The 14,882-nt window shown below is 74.8% G+C and carries 12 protein-coding genes and 1 pseudogene; 6 read left to right on the top strand and 7 right to left on the bottom strand.

What is annotated here, in order from left to right; all coding sequences use genetic code 11:
- The first annotated feature begins 6 nt into the window (after positions 1–6).
- The 3 genes from ACFOW4_RS17520 to ACFOW4_RS17510 all read left to right on the top strand — a co-directional run bounded on the left by ACFOW4_RS17520 (position 7) and on the right by ACFOW4_RS17510 (position 3,671).
- On the top strand, positions 7–2,058 hold the full coding sequence (locus tag ACFOW4_RS17520) for a biotin carboxylase N-terminal domain-containing protein (protein ID WP_377528962.1): 2,052 nt from the start codon (positions 7–9) through the stop codon (positions 2,056–2,058).
- Positions 2,055–3,218: an acyl-CoA dehydrogenase family protein gene (locus ACFOW4_RS17515; RefSeq protein WP_377528960.1), complete on the top strand. Its 1,164-nt coding sequence runs from the start codon at positions 2,055–2,057 to the stop codon at positions 3,216–3,218. Before ACFOW4_RS17520 ends, ACFOW4_RS17515 begins: the two co-directional genes overlap by 4 nt.
- Before the next feature lie 111 nt (positions 3,219–3,329).
- The gene (locus ACFOW4_RS17510; protein ID WP_377528959.1) at positions 3,330–3,671 is read left to right on the top strand and encodes a hypothetical protein; all 342 of its coding nucleotides are present in this window, start codon (positions 3,330–3,332) and stop codon (positions 3,669–3,671) included.
- Here ACFOW4_RS17510 and ACFOW4_RS17505 read toward each other — a convergent pair.
- The 7 genes from ACFOW4_RS17505 to ACFOW4_RS17475 form a co-directional block, all read right to left on the bottom strand.
- Positions 3,658–5,169: a protein kinase gene (locus ACFOW4_RS17505; RefSeq protein ID WP_377528957.1), complete on the bottom strand. Its 1,512-nt coding sequence runs from the start codon at positions 5,167–5,169 to the stop codon at positions 3,658–3,660. The genes ACFOW4_RS17510 and ACFOW4_RS17505 overlap by 14 nt on opposite strands.
- 30 nt (positions 5,170–5,199) lie before the next feature.
- Positions 5,200–5,655 carry a hypothetical protein gene (locus ACFOW4_RS17500; RefSeq protein WP_377528956.1) on the bottom strand — a complete coding sequence of 152 codons (456 nt, stop codon included), beginning with the start codon at positions 5,653–5,655 and terminating at the stop codon, positions 5,200–5,202.
- Positions 5,656–5,774: 119 nt separating this feature from the next.
- Positions 5,775–9,419, bottom strand: coding sequence for an adenylate/guanylate cyclase domain-containing protein (locus ACFOW4_RS17495; protein WP_377528953.1), 3,645 nt, complete (start codon positions 9,417–9,419; stop codon positions 5,775–5,777).
- On the bottom strand, positions 9,416–10,252 hold the full coding sequence (locus ACFOW4_RS17490; protein ID WP_377528952.1) for an MBL fold metallo-hydrolase: 837 nt from the start codon (positions 10,250–10,252) through the stop codon (positions 9,416–9,418). The genes ACFOW4_RS17495 and ACFOW4_RS17490 overlap by 4 nt, the downstream gene beginning before the upstream one ends.
- 134 nt (positions 10,253–10,386) lie before the next feature.
- On the bottom strand, positions 10,387–10,848 hold the full coding sequence (locus ACFOW4_RS17485) for a RidA family protein (protein ID WP_377528950.1): 462 nt from the start codon (positions 10,846–10,848) through the stop codon (positions 10,387–10,389).
- Complete coding sequence (locus ACFOW4_RS17480) at positions 10,845–11,000, bottom strand: DUF4177 domain-containing protein (RefSeq protein WP_007466198.1); 156 nt, start codon at positions 10,998–11,000, stop codon at positions 10,845–10,847. Before ACFOW4_RS17480 ends, ACFOW4_RS17485 begins: the two co-directional genes overlap by 4 nt.
- A gap of 44 nt (positions 11,001–11,044) precedes the next feature.
- Positions 11,045–11,524 carry a hypothetical protein gene (locus ACFOW4_RS17475; protein ID WP_377528948.1) on the bottom strand — a complete coding sequence of 160 codons (480 nt, stop codon included), beginning with the start codon at positions 11,522–11,524 and terminating at the stop codon, positions 11,045–11,047.
- Positions 11,525–12,075: 551 nt separating this feature from the next.
- Here ACFOW4_RS17475 and ACFOW4_RS17470 point away from each other — a divergent pair.
- The 3 genes and pseudogenes from ACFOW4_RS17470 to ACFOW4_RS17460 all read left to right on the top strand — a co-directional run.
- Positions 12,076–12,669: pseudogene (locus ACFOW4_RS17470) on the top strand (hypothetical protein); the annotation flags it as partial.
- A 26-nt stretch (positions 12,670–12,695) separates the two neighbouring features.
- Complete coding sequence (locus tag ACFOW4_RS17465; RefSeq protein WP_377528945.1) at positions 12,696–13,673, top strand: ArsA family ATPase; 978 nt, start codon at positions 12,696–12,698, stop codon at positions 13,671–13,673.
- Between the two features lie 54 nt (positions 13,674–13,727).
- Positions 13,728–14,879, top strand: a complete 1,152-nt coding sequence (locus ACFOW4_RS17460) for an ArsA family ATPase (RefSeq protein WP_377528944.1) — start codon at positions 13,728–13,730, stop codon at positions 14,877–14,879.
- Positions 14,880–14,882: the final 3 nt, after the last annotated feature.

The following is a 14,882-nucleotide window of genomic DNA, read 5'->3' as shown; positions in this document are numbered from 1 at the left end:
CGACCAGTGATCAACAAACTGCTCGTGGCCAACCGGGGCGAGATCGCCCGGCGGGTCTTCGCCACCTGCCGGACACTGGGCGTCCAGACCGTCGCCGTGCACTCCGACGCGGACGCCGACGCCCCCTTCGTCGCCGAGGCCGACCAGGCGGTCCGTCTGCCGGGCAACACGCCGGCCGAGACGTACCTGCGGGTGGATCTGATCCTGGACGCGGCCCGCCGCTCCGGCGCCGACGCCCTCCACCCGGGTTACGGCTTCCTGGCCGAGAACGCCGACTTCGCGGCGGCGGTGACCGACGCGGGCCTGACCTGGATCGGCCCGCCGGCCAAGGTGATCGCCGCGATGGGCGACAAGATGGCGGCCAAGGCCCTCCTCGCGGACGCGGGCGTGCCGATGCTGCCCACCTGGACCGACGCCGACGAGATCACCGACTTCCCGGTGCTGGTGAAGGCGTCCGCCGGTGGTGGTGGCCGGGGGATGCGGATCGTCCGGGACGCCGCCGCGCTGCCCGAGGCCGTGGCCTCCGCGCGCCGCGAGGCGGCGGCGGCGTTCGGCGACGGCACGGTCTTCATCGAGCGGTACGTCGAGCGCGGCCGGCACGTCGAGGTGCAGATCTTCGGGGACACCCACGGCACGGTCAACGTTCTGGGCGTGCGAGAGTGCTCGATCCAGCGCCGGCACCAGAAGATCATCGAGGAGGCGCCGGGGGTCGTCGCGCCCGGGCTGCGGGATCGGCTGCACGAGGCGGCGTTGGCCGCCGGCCGCGCGGTCGGCTACGTGGGCGCCGGCACGGTGGAGTTCCTGCTGGCGCCGAGCGACGAATTCTTCTTCCTCGAGATGAACACCCGACTCCAGGTGGAGCATCCCGTCACCGAGTTGGTCACCCCGGCCGGGCTGGACCTGGTCCGGCTGCAACTGCTGGTGGCCGAGGGTGCCCCACTGCCCGCGCACGCTCTGTACCCCGCCGTCCGTGGCCATGCGATCGAGGTGCGGCTGTGCGCCGAGGAGCCGGCGCAGGGCTGGCGGCCCGCTACGGGCACCCTGCACCGCTTCAACGTGCCCGGGGTGAGTCGCGAGTTCGGCTGGATCCAGCGGGCGGGCCTGCGGCTCGACTCCGGGGTTGTGGCGGGCTCGGTGGTGGGCGTGCACTACGACTCGATGCTCGCCAAGCTCATCGCCGTGGCACCGACCCGGGCGGAGGCGGCCCGGGCGCTGGCGACCGCGCTGGCCCGGGCCGAACTGCACGGGGTGGCCACCAACCGGGACCTGCTGGTCCGGGTGCTGCGCAGCCCGGAGTTCGCGGCGGCGGAGATCGACACCGGGTTCCTGGACCGGCACCCCGAGGTCTTCGCGCCGCTGCTCCCCGCCGATCAGCTCCCGCTGACGGCCCTCGCCGCCGCGCTGGCGGGCGCCGCCCACCGTCGGGCCACCGCGCCGGTGCTCGCCGGGCTGCCGTCCGGCTGGCGCAACGTCCCCGCCTTTCCGCAGGTCGCCCGCTTCGCCAGGCCGGACGGCGGCCAGATCGAGATTCGCTACCGCCTGGACCGGAGTGGCCGGCTCTCCGACTGGTCCAGCACGCCGGCGGCTTCCGGTGCCGCCGGGGGCTCCGCGAACCGGCCGGAAGACCCCGGCACGGCCGCAACGGCTGGCGCGCCCGTCGTGACGCTGGTCGAGGCCGCCCCGGACCGGGTCGTGCTCGACGTCGACGGTGTGCGGCGCGCGTACCGCGTACACCGGGTGGGGTCGGCGGTCTTCGTGGACGGCCCGGACGGGGCGGCGGACCTCACCGAGCTGCCCCGGTTCCCGCTGCCCACCGCGGAGCTGGCCGCCGGGTCGCTGCTCGCGCCGCTGCCGGGCACGGTGACCCGGGTGCACGTCGAGGTCGGTCAGCGGGTCGCGGCCGGCGACCTGCTGCTCACTCTGGAAGCGATGAAGCTGGAACACCCCGTGCTCGCCCCCACCGACGGCGTGGTCGTCGAGTTGCCGGTGCCGGCCGGCGGCCCGGTGCGCACCGGTGCCGTGCTCGCCGTGGTCAATCCTGAGGAGGACCCCCGATGACCTTCGACCTCAACCCTGAACAGGACCAGCTGCGCGACGCCGTACGGGCGCTGGGCCGCCGGTACGGGCATGGCTACTTCGTCGAGAAGGCGAAGGCCGGCGAACACACCACCGAGCTGTGGGCGGACGCCGGCCGGCTCGGCTACCTGGGGGTCAACATCCCCACCGAGTACGGCGGCGGGGGCGGCGGCATCACCGAGCTGGCCATCGTCTGCGAGGAACTGGCCGCCGCCGGCTGCCCGCTGCTGCTGCTGGTGGTCTCCCCCGCCATCGCGGCCACCGTGATCAACCGGCACGGCACCGAGGAGCAGCGCAAGCGCCACCTGCCCGGCCTCGCCGACGGGTCGGCGAAGATCGTCTTTGCGATCACCGAGCCGGAGGCCGGCTCGAACTTCCACCGCCTCGGCACGGTGGCCCGCCGCGACGGCGACGACTGGCTGCTCTCCGGCCGCAAGTGCTACATCTCCGGGGTCGACGAGGCCGAGCACGTGCTGGTGGTGGCCCGCACCGAGGACGCTGCCTCCGGAAAGCTCAAGCCCGCGCTGTTCCTCGTGCCCACGGACGCGGCCGGGCTGACCCGGTCCAAGCTGGACATGGAGATCCTGTCCCCGGAGAACCAGTTCCTGCTCTACCTTGACGACGTGCGGCTGCCCGCGGACGCGCTGCTCGGCGAGTCGCTGGACGCCGGGCTGCCGGCGCTCTTCGCCGGGCTCAACCCCGAGCGGATCACCGTCGCCGCGATGGGTGCCGGCACCGGCCGGTACGCCATCGAGCGGGCCACCGAGTACACCGCCACCCGCAAGGTCTGGGGTGGCCGCACCATCGGCTCGCACCAGGGTGTGTCGCACCCGCTGGCGCACGCGGCGGTGCAGGTCGAGCTGGCCCGCCTGATGATCCAGAAGGCGGCCACGCTGTACGACGCCGGCCGCGACCTGGAGGCCGGGGTGGCCGGCAACATGGCCAAGTACGCCTCCGGAGAGGCCGCAGCGCTCGCCGTGGACACCGCCGTGCAGGCGCTCGGTGGGGCCGGCATGACCACCGAGTACGGGGTTGCCACCCTGCTCGGCGCGGTGCGGGCCGGCCGGATCGCCCCGGTCAGCCGCGAGATGATCCTCAACTTCGTCGCTCAGCACGTCCTGGGCCAGGAAAAGTCGTACTGACGCCGCCGCCGGCTCTCAGCCGGGGGCGTGAACCCCGGCAGGAGCCTTGCCGATCAGCGCGTCGGGCGGGTCGACGGTTGACAGCCAGCCCGTCGGCGACATGCTGGACGGGTGATCCGATTGGCCAGGCCCGATGCGCGGTTGGTGGCGGTCGTCGCGGCGCTGGGCGCGCTCGCGCTGCTGGTGGCTCTCATCGTGTGGCGTCGCCAGGACCTCCTCGGGGTGCTCCTGGCGTTGCTCTGCGTTCTGCTGACGATGGTCGCCGGGGTGTCGGTGTCCGCCGCGCGGCAGGGCGCCGATCCAGAGCCGTTGGACGGACCGGGGGCCGCCGGGCCGCTCGTGCTCGGCCCGTACGGCCTCGACGCGGACACGCTCGACGCACTGGACAGCGGGGACGCGCTGCGCGCGGTGCGTGACCGGCGACGCGGGTCGGACGGGCTCAGCGACCGGTGAGGGTGGGCGTCGTCAGCGCGTCGACGCCGCGCCCGGCCAGGCAGCGGTACGTCCGGTCGAGGCTGCCGGCCACCGGCGGCAGCACCTCCAGGTGCCAGCCCGCCGCCCGGGTGATCCCGGTGGTCAACCGGAACGTGGTGGCGCCGCACACCGCCCGCACCGTCGGGTCGGCGGCCACGTCCTCGTAGGCGGCGCCGACCAGCGACACCGGGAGGATGCCCTCGGCGAACGTCTCCCAGGTGTGCCGGCTGTCGCAGGGGACCCGGGCGGCCTCGGCGCGGGCGCCCCGGATCCGCACCGGTCCGAAGCACTCCAGCTCGGGCAGACAGCGGGCACCGTCGGGCAGTGTGGTGGGGGCGCCGGGGCCGGTGGTGCAGCCGGGCAGCGGCCCGGTCGCCGGCGCGGCGGCCCGGCTGACCGAGGGCGACGGATCAGGCGCCGGAGCGCCGCCGGCCACCCACGCGCCGACGCTGGCCGAGGCGGCCAGCGCGAGCACCCCGGCGCCGCCGAGGAACCAGCGTCGCCGCCACCGCCGGCCGCCGGACGCGGCGGGGCTGGAGTCCTCCGTGGACGGTCGGGGCGCCGGCTGCCCGGGGTACGAGACGGAGTGGGTGGGGCCGCCGCTGACCGGTCCGCCGCTGACGGGAGCCCCGCTGACCGGCCCGGACGTCGGGTCGAGCGGCAGGCTGGCGAGCAGGCCGCGCAGCTCGACCGCCGAGGGTCGGTCGCCCGGGTCGTTGGCCATGCCGGCGCGCAGCACGTCGATCAGACCGTCCGGCACGCCGGGCAGCCCGGGGATCGGCTGGTTGAACATCTCCAGCACGGTGACCAGGCTCGGGTTGCGCTCGGACTGCCAGCGGGGCGGCCGGCCGTGCATCACCGCGTAGAGGGTGGCGCAGAGCGCGTAGACGTCGACCGCCGGCGACGGCGGGCTGTGGCTGAACATCTCCGGCGGGGCGTACGCCGGGGTGAGCACCTCCAGGGTGACCGAGGCGTCCCGGACCTCGGCCAGCACCGCGAGCCCGAAGTCGGCCAGCACCGCCGGGTTGAAGTGCGAGTAGAGGATGTTGGCCGGCTTCACGTCGCGGTGCAGCACGCCGGCCGCGTGCGAGTGGGCCAGCGCGTCGGCGATCTTGACACCGAGGTCCCGGGTCTCCGCGGGGCCCAGCGGCGAGGTCCGCATCCGCTCGGCGTACGAGCCGTCACAGAGCTCCATGATCAGATAGGGGTGCTGGTCGACGGTGACCCCGACGTCGAAGAGATCGACGACGTGCGGGTGCGACGACATCCGCCCGGCCGCCCGCGCCTCGCGCAGGAAGCGGGCCTGGTCGCGTTCGCTGTCGAGGGTGCGGTTCTCCACCTTGACGGCGACCTCGCGCCCCACCGAGATCTGGGTGGCCTGGTAGACGGTCGCGTAACCACCCCGGGCAAACACCCGTAAATCAGTCAGACCAGGCACGATCGGCACCGGCAGTCCGCCGGACGGGGTGTCGGTCACTTCTTGAAAATACCCAACCGGGCCGGACGCTCAGCGCGCCGCGTCCGCCGGTGCGGCGCCGGCCGGGCTGGCCAACTCCGCCGGCGCGGCGGCGCGGGCGTCCATTCGCAGGCCGACGGCGGTCGCCAGTGCACCCAGGCCCTCCCAGGCGGCCACCCCGAAGAACCGGCCGGGCGCGATGTCGGCCAGCACGGCGATGGTGAACACGGTGAAGGTCACCAGCCGGAAGACCACGGTGAAGCGGTAGAACGCCCGCCACTCGGTGACCGTGGCGAGCAGGTAGTAGACGCCCATGTTGAACGACGCCATCGAGGAGGCCAGCAGGAAGGTGCCGGTGTGGTCGCCGACGGCCCGGGTGGCCGGCACCTCCAGGCCCAACATGCGCAGCATCGCCGCCGGCCAGAGCAGACCGAGCGCCCCCATCACCAGCGCGAGCACGCCGAAGACCGCGATGGTCCAGCCCGCGGCGGAACGCGGCAGCTTCATGAGAGGCCTCCCCAGCCAGGGCGACGGCCGCCACTGTGGACCGCCCGCCCGGCGAACACGCTAACCGCTCCCCGCGTCCCCCACATCCCCGAAACCGCCAGAAACCGGATCGGGATCCGCTAGGCGGCCAGCCGGGCACGGAGAGCGTCGGCGGCGGCGCGCTCACTGCGCTGCTCGGTGGCGTACGCGAGCCGGACCGCCTCGTCCGCGCACTCCAGCGCCTCCGCGTGGTGACCGCAGGCGGCCAGCGCCTCGGCCAGCACGCTCGCCCCGATCACCTGGCTGCGCACGTCCTCGGCCGGCGCGGCGACCGCCCGGCGGGCCCAGTCCAGCGCCTGCTCGCGCTGGCCGTGGGCGAGCAGCGCGGACGCGTACCGGGCCATCGTCTGGCGACGGGAGAAGAGCAGCGACGGTGCGTGCGCGGCGGCGGTGGCCACCGGGGCGAGCAGCCCGACCGCCGTCGCCGGGTCGCCGGCGGCGAGCCGGGCGGTGGCCAGCAGCACCCGGGGCCCCACCTGCGCCGGGGCCTGCGGGTTGTGCGGTTCCACGGCGGTCAGCACGCCCCGGGCGGCCTGTTCGGCGGTTTCGCAGTCGCCCATGTCCAGCGCCACGAAGCCGCGCAAGGTGCCGGCCATACCGGTGAGCAGCGGGTGTGAGGTCCGCCCGGCGTACGAGAGGGCGTCGGTGAGCAGGTCGGCCGCGTGCTCCGGCTCGCCCAGCCCGCGGGCCACCACGGCCCGGACCACCAGCGCGAACCCGCGTCCCCAGTCGTCCGACGCCTCGGCGAACTCGCGGTACGCCCGCCGCGCCTCGCGGTCGGCCTCGGCCACCTCGCCCAACTCGGCGGCGGCGAACGCCTCCACGGCGCGCAGCGTGCCCACCGCCCACGCCTCGCCGACCCGCTCACCGAAGGGCAGGAAGACCCGCGCCATCCGGCACGCCTCGCGCAGCCGACCGGCGAGCAGCCGTGCGAACGCCGTGGTCCCGCGCAGCCAGGCCTGGCCGTACGGATCCTTCAGCTCGGCGAAGAGCCGGGCGGCCCGGCCGAGCACCGCGTCGGTGCCCGCGAAGTCACCCCGGGTGGTGGTCACCCAGGCCAGGTTCTGCAACGACCAGGCCTGCCCCCGCCGGTCCTGCGCGGCCAGGCTGACCTGGTACGCGGCGGCCAGCCGGCTGCTCGCCTGGCCCAGCCGCCCGGCCACGAAGTCGGCCATGCCGAGCCGGCGCATCGCTGAGGCGCGCAGGGTGGGCAGCCCGCCGGCCGTGGCCACCTGCAACGCCTCCTGCCAGGCGGCCACCGCCCGGGTCTGGTCCCCGAGGGTCTGCTGGGCCTGCCCGGCGAGCAGCAGGGCGCTGGTCCGGGTGGCGTCGTCCCCCGCGTTCGCGGCGATCTTCTCGGCCGACGCCAGCGCGTCGACGACCCGACCGATCTGCAGCAGCGCCCGGGCGTGCACCACCCGATCGGCCGCCGGCACCCCGTCGCGGGCCAGCTCGGCGGCGCGTTCGGCGTACTCGACGGCCAGGGCCGGCTCACCGGCGGAGAGCGACCGGCGGGCGGCCCGGCCGAGCGCGGCGATCCCGAGCGGAACCACCGCGCGGGCCGACGCGTCGGGACGCAGCTTCACCGCGTCGGCGAGCGTGGCGGCCCGCTCGACGTGCGCGGCGACGAAGTCGTCGCGGGCCGCGTCGGTGAACCCGCCCGGTCCCCCCGGTGTCGAATCGTCGGCCGGCGCCGCCCAGCGGGCCAGCGCGGCATGCCGCTCGGCCAGTTCGGCCTTGCTCACCCCGGCGTACGCGGCCTCGCGCATCAGCGGGGTGGCGAACGCGTAACCGGTGCGCGTGCGGTGCAGCATCCGCCGTTGCAGCAGCTCCTCCACGGCGCGGTCCAGGTCGACCGCGATCACCGCCGCCGGGCGTCCGTCCCGGCCGGCCCGTTGGTCGCGCAACGCCTCCAGCGCGCCGGTCGGCACGGCGTCACCGACCACCGCCGCGTCGCGCAGCACGGACCGCGCGTCCGGCGGCAGCGCGTCGATGCGGGCCGCCAGCACGGCGGCGAGGTCACGGGAGAGCAGCCGGCTGCCCAGTGAGCCGGGCACCAACCGCCAGTTGGCGGTCGAGCCCGGGTCGCGCTCGCCGGCGGCACGGGCGCCACGGCCCGGTTCCACCGCGCTGCGGACGCCGCGCCCCGGTTCGACTGCGGTGAGCGCTCCCCGTTCCATGAGCAGGGTGACCAGCTCGGCGAGGTAGAACGGGTTGCCCTGGGCGGTGGCCAGCAGCCGGTCGGCGTCGGCCGGCGGCAGCTTGCCGCCGTTGAGGTAGCTGGTCAGCAGCCGGGCCGCGTCCGCGCCGCGCAGCGGCGGCAGGGCGTGCACCTCGGCGTCCGCCACCCGGGTCAGCGCGCCGGCGGTACGGACCAGCTCGGGGCGGCCCAGCAGCAGCACCAGCACCGGCCCGGCGAGCCGGGACAGGGTCGCCCCGAGGGCGCGGATGGTCTCGGCGGTGGCGTCGTGCAGGTCGTCCACCACGATCACCAGCGGCGCCTCCCCGGCCAACCCGGTGAGCAGGTCGGCGACCGCGTTCGGCACCGCCTCGGCGTCGACCGTCGGGGCGCCCGCGCTGCCCCACTCGCCGCTGTCGGTGCCACCGTGGGCTGGCAGTTCGGCGTAGCCGAGCAGAGCGAGCAGCTGTTCGGTGGCGATCGGCGTCGGCTCGCCGCCGGCCCGGGAGAGCCGCTGGCCGAGGCGGCGCAGCCGCTCCTCCACGGCCGGCCGGGTCAGGGCGGTGGACTCGTCGCTGGGCAGGCCGACCGCGGCTCGCACCAGGTCGGCCAGGGGCGCGAGCCGGCGCCGCTCACCGAACGCGGCGCAGCGCACCGAGAGCACCCGGGCGCCGGTGTGCGCGGCGTACCGGCCGGCGCCCACGTCGTACCCGGCCGCCAGGCGTTCCACCTCGGCGGCGAAGCGGGACTTGCCGATGCCCGCCTCGGCGGTCATCAGCAGCACCCGCGGTTCACCCCGGTCGATCACCTCGGCGAGCCGGCCGGCGACCCGGCCGATCTCGGTCTCGCGCCCCACGTAGGGCGCCTCGTCGCCGAGCCCGGACCGGGTGCCGGGCGCGTCCAGCAGGCCGAGCAGCTCGTACGCCTCGACCGGTTCCCGCTTGCCCTTGAGTCGCAGTGGCCGCAGCGCCCGCCAGGAGGCGACGTGCCGGGTGGCGGCTGCGGTACGCGCGCCGGCGTAGACGGCACCGACCGCGGCGGCGTCGGAGAACCGCGCGGCGGTGTTGACCGTGTCGCCGATGACCGTGTACTCGATGGCCGCCTGGATGCCGGCGATGACGTCGCCGGTGTTCAGCCCGACCCGCAGCCCGAGCGGCGCACCGCCGCCCCGCTCGTCGTCGAGCACCCGGCGGACCGCCCGCTGCATGGACAGGGCGGCCCGGACCGCCCGCTCGGCGTCGTCCTCGTGCGCCACCGGCGCGCCGAAGACCGCCATGATCCCGTCGCCGGTCAGCTTGTCGACGTGCCCGCCGAACGTCTTCACCGCGCCGGCCAGGGCGGCGAGCACGCGGTCGGTGACCGCGCCGACCCGCTCCGGGTCGAGATCCTCCGACCAGGAGGTGAAGTCGGAGAGGTCGCCGAAGAGCACGGTGACCACCCGGCGCTCGGCAGCCGGCAACGTCGCGGCGGCCGGCAGCGCGGCCCCGCAGTTGTGGCAGAACCGGGCACCGGGAACGGCAACGGTTCCGCACACCGGGCAGGTCACATGTGCTCCAACCCACTGACCCCCGGGTCGGATTCCCGGGCGCCGACGCCCAGGTACTCCAGCTGGGCACGGACCGACCACTCGGCGGCCCACCAGAGCGAGCGGTCCACGTCCGCGTAGACCGCCGCGACCACCTCGGGCGCGCTCCGCGCACCGGCGGCGACCGCCGCCCGGACCTGGTCGAGCCGGGCCCGGCGGTGCGCCAGGTAGAAGTCGGCGGCGGCGGCGCAGTCGGCCAGCGCCGGGCCGTGCCCGGGCAGCGCCGGGATTCCCCGGTACGCCGAGAGCAGCTCCAGGCTGGCCAGGTAGTCGCCGAGGTGCCCGTCCGGGTGGGCGACCACGGTGGTGCCGCGTCCGAGGATGGTGTCGCCGGTGAGCACCACCCGCTCGTCGCCGTGCTCCACGAGGAGGCAGACCGAGTCGGCGGTGTGCCCGGGCGTGGCCAGCAGGCGGATCGTCAGGCCGAACCCGCCGAGGTGCTCGCCCGGCTCGGTCAGCGGCTCACCGCCGATGGTGTGCGCCGGGTCGGCGGCCAGGACGTGCGTTCCGCCGAGCAGCTCGTGCAGGCGGGCCGAGCCCTCGGTGTGGTCCGGGTGCCCGTGAGTGATCAGCACGATCCCCACCGGGCCGTGCGCCACGATCGCGGCCAGGTGGTCCTCGTCGGCCGGACCGGGGTCGACCACCACCGCCGGCTCGCCCGGGGCGGCCCGCAGTATCCAGGTGTTGGTGCCGTCGAGGGTCATCGGACCCGGGTTCGGCGCGCGTAGCAGCGTCACCCAGCTCGGCAGCTCGTCGGCGAGCGCCGCCGCCGGCGCCGTCACGTGCCCGCTCATGGCTGCGATCGTACGGCCCCGCCCGCCACACCCCGCGATCTTGCCCGCCCGCCCCGAAGGAAGGGCCCCCTTTTAACGCCTGATGTATATAAAGGGGCCCTTCCTAACAGGGGTTGCCGCGGGGGCGGCGTGGGTCAGGCGACCTCGACGATCAGTTCGATCTCGACGGGGGCGTCCAGCGGCAGTTCGGCCACGCCCACGGCGCTGCGGGCGTGGCGGCCGGCCTCACCGAACACGGTGCCGAAGAGGTCGGAGGCGCCGTTGATCACCGCGGGCTGGCCGGTGAAGCCGGGCGCGGAGGCCACGAAACCGGTCAGCTTGACCACCTTGACCACGTTCTCCAGGCCGACCAGCGAGTCGACCGCGGCGAGCGCGTTGAGCCCGCAGCGCTGCGCCAGGTCCTTCGCCTGCTCGGCGGAGACCCCGGCGCCGACCTTCCCGGTGGCGAGGAGCTTGCCGTCGGCGATCGGCAGTTGGCCGGAGACGTACACGTGCTGCCCCGACTGCACGGCCGGCACGTAGCTGGCCACCGGCGGTACGACCTCGGGCAGTTCGAGCCCCAGCTCGGCGAGCTTCCCGTGCGGACCGTTGCTCATGCCTTCGGCCGCTTCAGGTACGCGACCAGCTGGTCGGGGTTCGGCCCGGGGACCACGGCGACGAGTTCCCACCCGTCCTCGCCCCAGTTGTCGAGGATCTGCTTGGTCGCGTGGACCAGCAGCGGGACCGTGGAATATTCCCACTTCTGCATCGCTGGAAGGCTCCCTCTCGGTGCGGACTACTTCGAGGCACAGCCTACGGTCCGGCGGACGGGCGGGGCGCGGGACGCTGCTCCGGCGCGGTCGCGAGCTCACCGCAGGGCCCCTCGTGCTCGTAACGCTGGGGGCAGCGGGACCGGTCGGGCAGCAGAAGGTCGCAGAAGACCCGGTGCCGGTTGTTCTGGTCGTCGGCGTCGGAGACGGTGGTCTCGCCGGCGTCCAGTTCCGGCAGGAAGCCCAGCGACACGGCGACCCGACCGGCCAGCGCGGTCGCCGCCGCCAGGTCAGCCACCCGGATCGGCAGGTGGATGACGAAGCCCGGCTCCTCGTCCTCGCGGGCCCGCTCGGTGGGGCCGCCCGGCGCACGGAGCACCTCGGTCGGCTCCGCCAGCCGACGGTACGACCGCTCGTTAATCGGCAGGCCGCCCACCGGAGCGTCGGTGGCGCCGGTGGTGGCCCGACAGGCCCGGTCGTTGGTGGGGAACGTGGTGCGAGGGATGTCGTCCGCGTCGCGCATGCACTGCCTCCGGCGTCGTACCTGGTCGACCACGCTGTCCGGCCCGGACCCAGTCGTCCGTTCCGTCCCCCCGCACCGGGACGAAGGTAGGTCCGCGCCAACGGTCCCGCCAACAAGGCGCGCACGTTCGGTCACCGGCAGTCACATATGCGACATACGCCTGGTCGGAAGCCCTATCGACGCGTCCCGCCGACCGGATGGTGGACGCACCGCGCCGCACGGGCGACATCGGTGCGGTGATCGACCGCTACCCTTCCGGTCGGGCGGTCGCGCAGGCGCCCGACCGCCCGCTCGATCACGCTCGACGCCCGGGTGGCGACGGGCACCGCACCCCCCGGGGGAAAGAGATGACCCAACCGCCCAGCGGCGGCCAGCCCGCCCTTCCGCCGGCCCAGCCGGATCCCGCCGGCCAGCCCGGCACCCCGGCCATCCCCGGGCAGCCCGGCACCCCCGCCACCGCCGGTCAGCCCGGCACCCCGGCCACCCCTGGACAACCGGGCACCTCGGCCTTCCCCGCGCAGCAGGGCGGGCCGGCGTTCCCCGCGCGGCCGACCTCCCCCGCGCAGCCGGGCGTCTCGGGCCAGACCGACGGCCCGGGGCTCGCCGAAGCCCCGACGTCCGGCCGGCCGGCCACCCAGGACCCCTCGGCCATCCCGCCGCCCCCGCCCGGCTACCCGCCGTACCAGGGCGCCCCGGAACCGAAGAAGAAGCGCGGGCTACTCATCGCGGCCATCGCCCTCGTCGTCATCATGGTGCTCTGCGTGGGTGGCGGCGTCGTGGCGTTCCTGACCCTGCGCGACGCGGAGACCGGCCAGGGCGCCAAGGAGCCGGCGGTCGCGGTCGACGAGTTCCTCACCGCGGTCTACAAGGACCGGGACGCGACGAAGGCGGCCAGCCGCGTCTGCGCCGCCTCCCGGGACGACAAGAAGATCGCGGCCAAGGTGGCCGAGGTGCAGAAGTACGCGGGCACCTATCAGAACCCGCGCTTTAAGTGGACCACCCCGAAGGTGGACAACCGGACCGGGGACCGGGCAACCGTCTCCACCCGGGTCACCATGACCACCGCCGACGAGAAGGTGGCCGACCAGGACCTGCGCTTCACCGTGGTGCAGAAGACGGGTTGGTGGGTCTGCGAGGTCGCCTGATCCGGATCGCTGGATAGGCTCGACGGGTGCGAGCAGCTGAGCGACCGACCGACCCGGCCGGCACGGGATGGCCGGCCCGCCTCCACGTGGTGACCGGCAAGGGTGGCACCGGCAAGACAAGCGTCGCGGCGGCGCTGGCCCTGGCGCTGGCCGCCGGCGGTCGGCGCACCCTGCTGGTGGAGGTCGAGGGGCGGCAGGGCATCGCCCAACTCTTCGGCACCGACCCCCTGCCGTACGAGGAGCGCCACCTCACCGACGCACCGGACGGCGGTGAGGTGCGCGCGCTGGCGGTGGACGCCGAGGAGGCGCTCCTCGAGTACCTGGACATGTTCTACAAGCTCGGCGCGGCGGGCCGGGCGCTGCGCAAACTCGGCGCCATCGACTTCGCCACCACCATCGCCCCCGGCCTGCGGGACGTGCTGCTCACCGGAAAGGTGAAGGAGGCGACCACCCGCACCACCGGGCAGCGGCGCGCGTACGACGCGGTGGTGCTGGACGCGCCCCCGACCGGGCGGATCGGCCGGTTCCTCAACGTGACGGCGGAGACGGCCCGGCTGGCGAAGGTCGGGCCGATCAAGACCCAGAGCGAGGGGGTCTCCGCGCTGCTGCGCTCCCCGATGACCGCTGTGCACGTGGTCACGCTGTTGGAGGAGATGCCGGTCCAGGAGACGGTGGACGCGATCGCCGACCTGACCTCGCTCGGCTTCCCGGTGGGCCGCGTGATCGTCAACGGTGCCCGACCGCCGCTGCCCGCGGGCCCGGCTGTCACTGCGGCCGAGCTGCGGCGTGGGCTGGTCGCGGCCGGGTTGCCGGCCGACCGGGAGACCGTCGCCGGCCTGCACGACGAGGCGCGGGACCAGCAGATCCGTCGCGAGCTGGAAGATTCGCTCCGGGCCGACCTGGTGGAGCTGGGGCTGCCGATGGTCGAGCTGCCCCTGCTGCCCGACGGGGTGGATCGGGCCGGGCTCGCGACGCTGGCGCAGGCGCTCGTCCGGGCGGATTGACTCACACCTGAGCTCCGCACGGGCGCACGGAGCCAGCCGGCCCGATACGCTCGATTGGTGCCTTCCGAAGACGCGGCGCCGCAGCTGGACGTCGACCAGATCCTCGCCGACCCCGGCGTGCGGATCGTCGTGTGCTGCGGTGCCGGCGGAGTGGGAAAGACGACCACGGCCGCCGCGCTGGCGCTGCGGGCCGCCGAGCAGCACGGCCGGCGCACGGTGGTGCTCACCATCGACCCGGCCCGCCGGCTGGCCCAGTCGCTCGGGCTGACCGAGCTGGACAACACCCCCCGCCAGGTCAAGGGCATCGACGTCGAGGCGAGCGGTGGCGAGCTGCACGCCATGATGCTGGACATGAAGCGCACCTTCGACGACGTGGTGCTCCAGCACACCGACCCGGCGAAGGCGGCGGAGATCTTCGCCAACCCGTTCTACCAGGCCATGAGCTCGACCTTTGCCGGGACGCAGGAGTACATGGCGATGGAGAAGCTGGGCCAGTTGCACGCCCGGGGCGAATGGGACCTGATCGTGGTGGACACGCCGCCGTCCCGCTCGGCGCTGGACTTCCTGGACGCCCCGGCCCGGCTCTCCCGCTTCCTCGACGGCCGGATGCTGCGGCTGCTGCTGGCTCCGGCGCGCAGCGGGGGGCGCAGCATGTTCAGCATCGTCACCGCCTCGTTCGGGATGTTCTCGAAGGTGGTGCAGAAGGTGCTCGGCGCCCAGCTGCTCACCGATCTGTCCGGCTTCGTGGCGGCGCTCGACTCGATGTTCGGTGGCTTCCGGCAACGGGCGGAGCAGACGTACCGCATCCTGCAGGCGCGGGAGACGGCGTTCCTGCTGGTCGCGGCGCCGGAGCCGGACGCGGTCCGGGAGGCCGCCTACTTCGCCGGCCGGCTGCGGGAGGAGCGGATGCCGCTGGCCGGCCTGGTGCTCAACCGGGTGCACCGGCCTGCGGTGCCGGAGCTGGACGCCGAGCAGAGTCGGGCCGCCGCGGAGCGCCTGGCCGAGCTGGGTGGGCACGACGCGACCGTCGACGTGCTGCGGGCGCACGCCGCGCTGACCCGCCAGGCGGTACGCGAGCAGCAGGTGGCGGCGCGGTTCACCGAGGCGTTCCCGGCGGTGCCGGCGGTGTCGGTGACGGCGCAGCCCGCCGACGTGCACGACGTCGACGGGCTGCGAACGATCGGCGCGGCGATCAGCCGTCCGTGACCG

Origin of the sequence: Micromonospora sp. GCM10011542, assembly GCF_042650685.1 — a bacterium.
Taxonomy (GTDB): Bacteria; Actinomycetota; Actinomycetes; order Mycobacteriales; family Micromonosporaceae; genus Micromonospora.
Note: the sequence above shows the minus strand (reverse complement) of the source record. Positions and strands in the feature narration are given on the sequence as shown.

What these genes read in the sequence shown, in the direction of transcription:
- ACFOW4_RS17515 (WP_377528960.1), top strand. Translation starts at nt 2,055, where the DNA reads ATGACCTTCGACCTCAACCCTGAACAGGACCAGCTGCGCGACGCCGTA.
- ACFOW4_RS17500 (WP_377528956.1), bottom strand. Translation starts at nt 5,655, where the DNA reads ATGAAGCTGCCGCGTTCCGCCGCGGGCTGGACCATCGCGGTCTTCGGC.
- ACFOW4_RS17490 (WP_377528952.1), bottom strand. Translation starts at nt 10,252, where the DNA reads ATGAGCGGGCACGTGACGGCGCCGGCGGCGGCGCTCGCCGACGAGCTG.
- ACFOW4_RS17485 (WP_377528950.1), bottom strand. Translation starts at nt 10,848, where the DNA reads ATGAGCAACGGTCCGCACGGGAAGCTCGCCGAGCTGGGGCTCGAACTG.
- ACFOW4_RS17480 (WP_007466198.1), bottom strand. Translation starts at nt 11,000, where the DNA reads ATGCAGAAGTGGGAATATTCCACGGTCCCGCTGCTGGTCCACGCGACC.
- ACFOW4_RS17475 (WP_377528948.1), bottom strand. Translation starts at nt 11,524, where the DNA reads ATGCGCGACGCGGACGACATCCCTCGCACCACGTTCCCCACCAACGAC.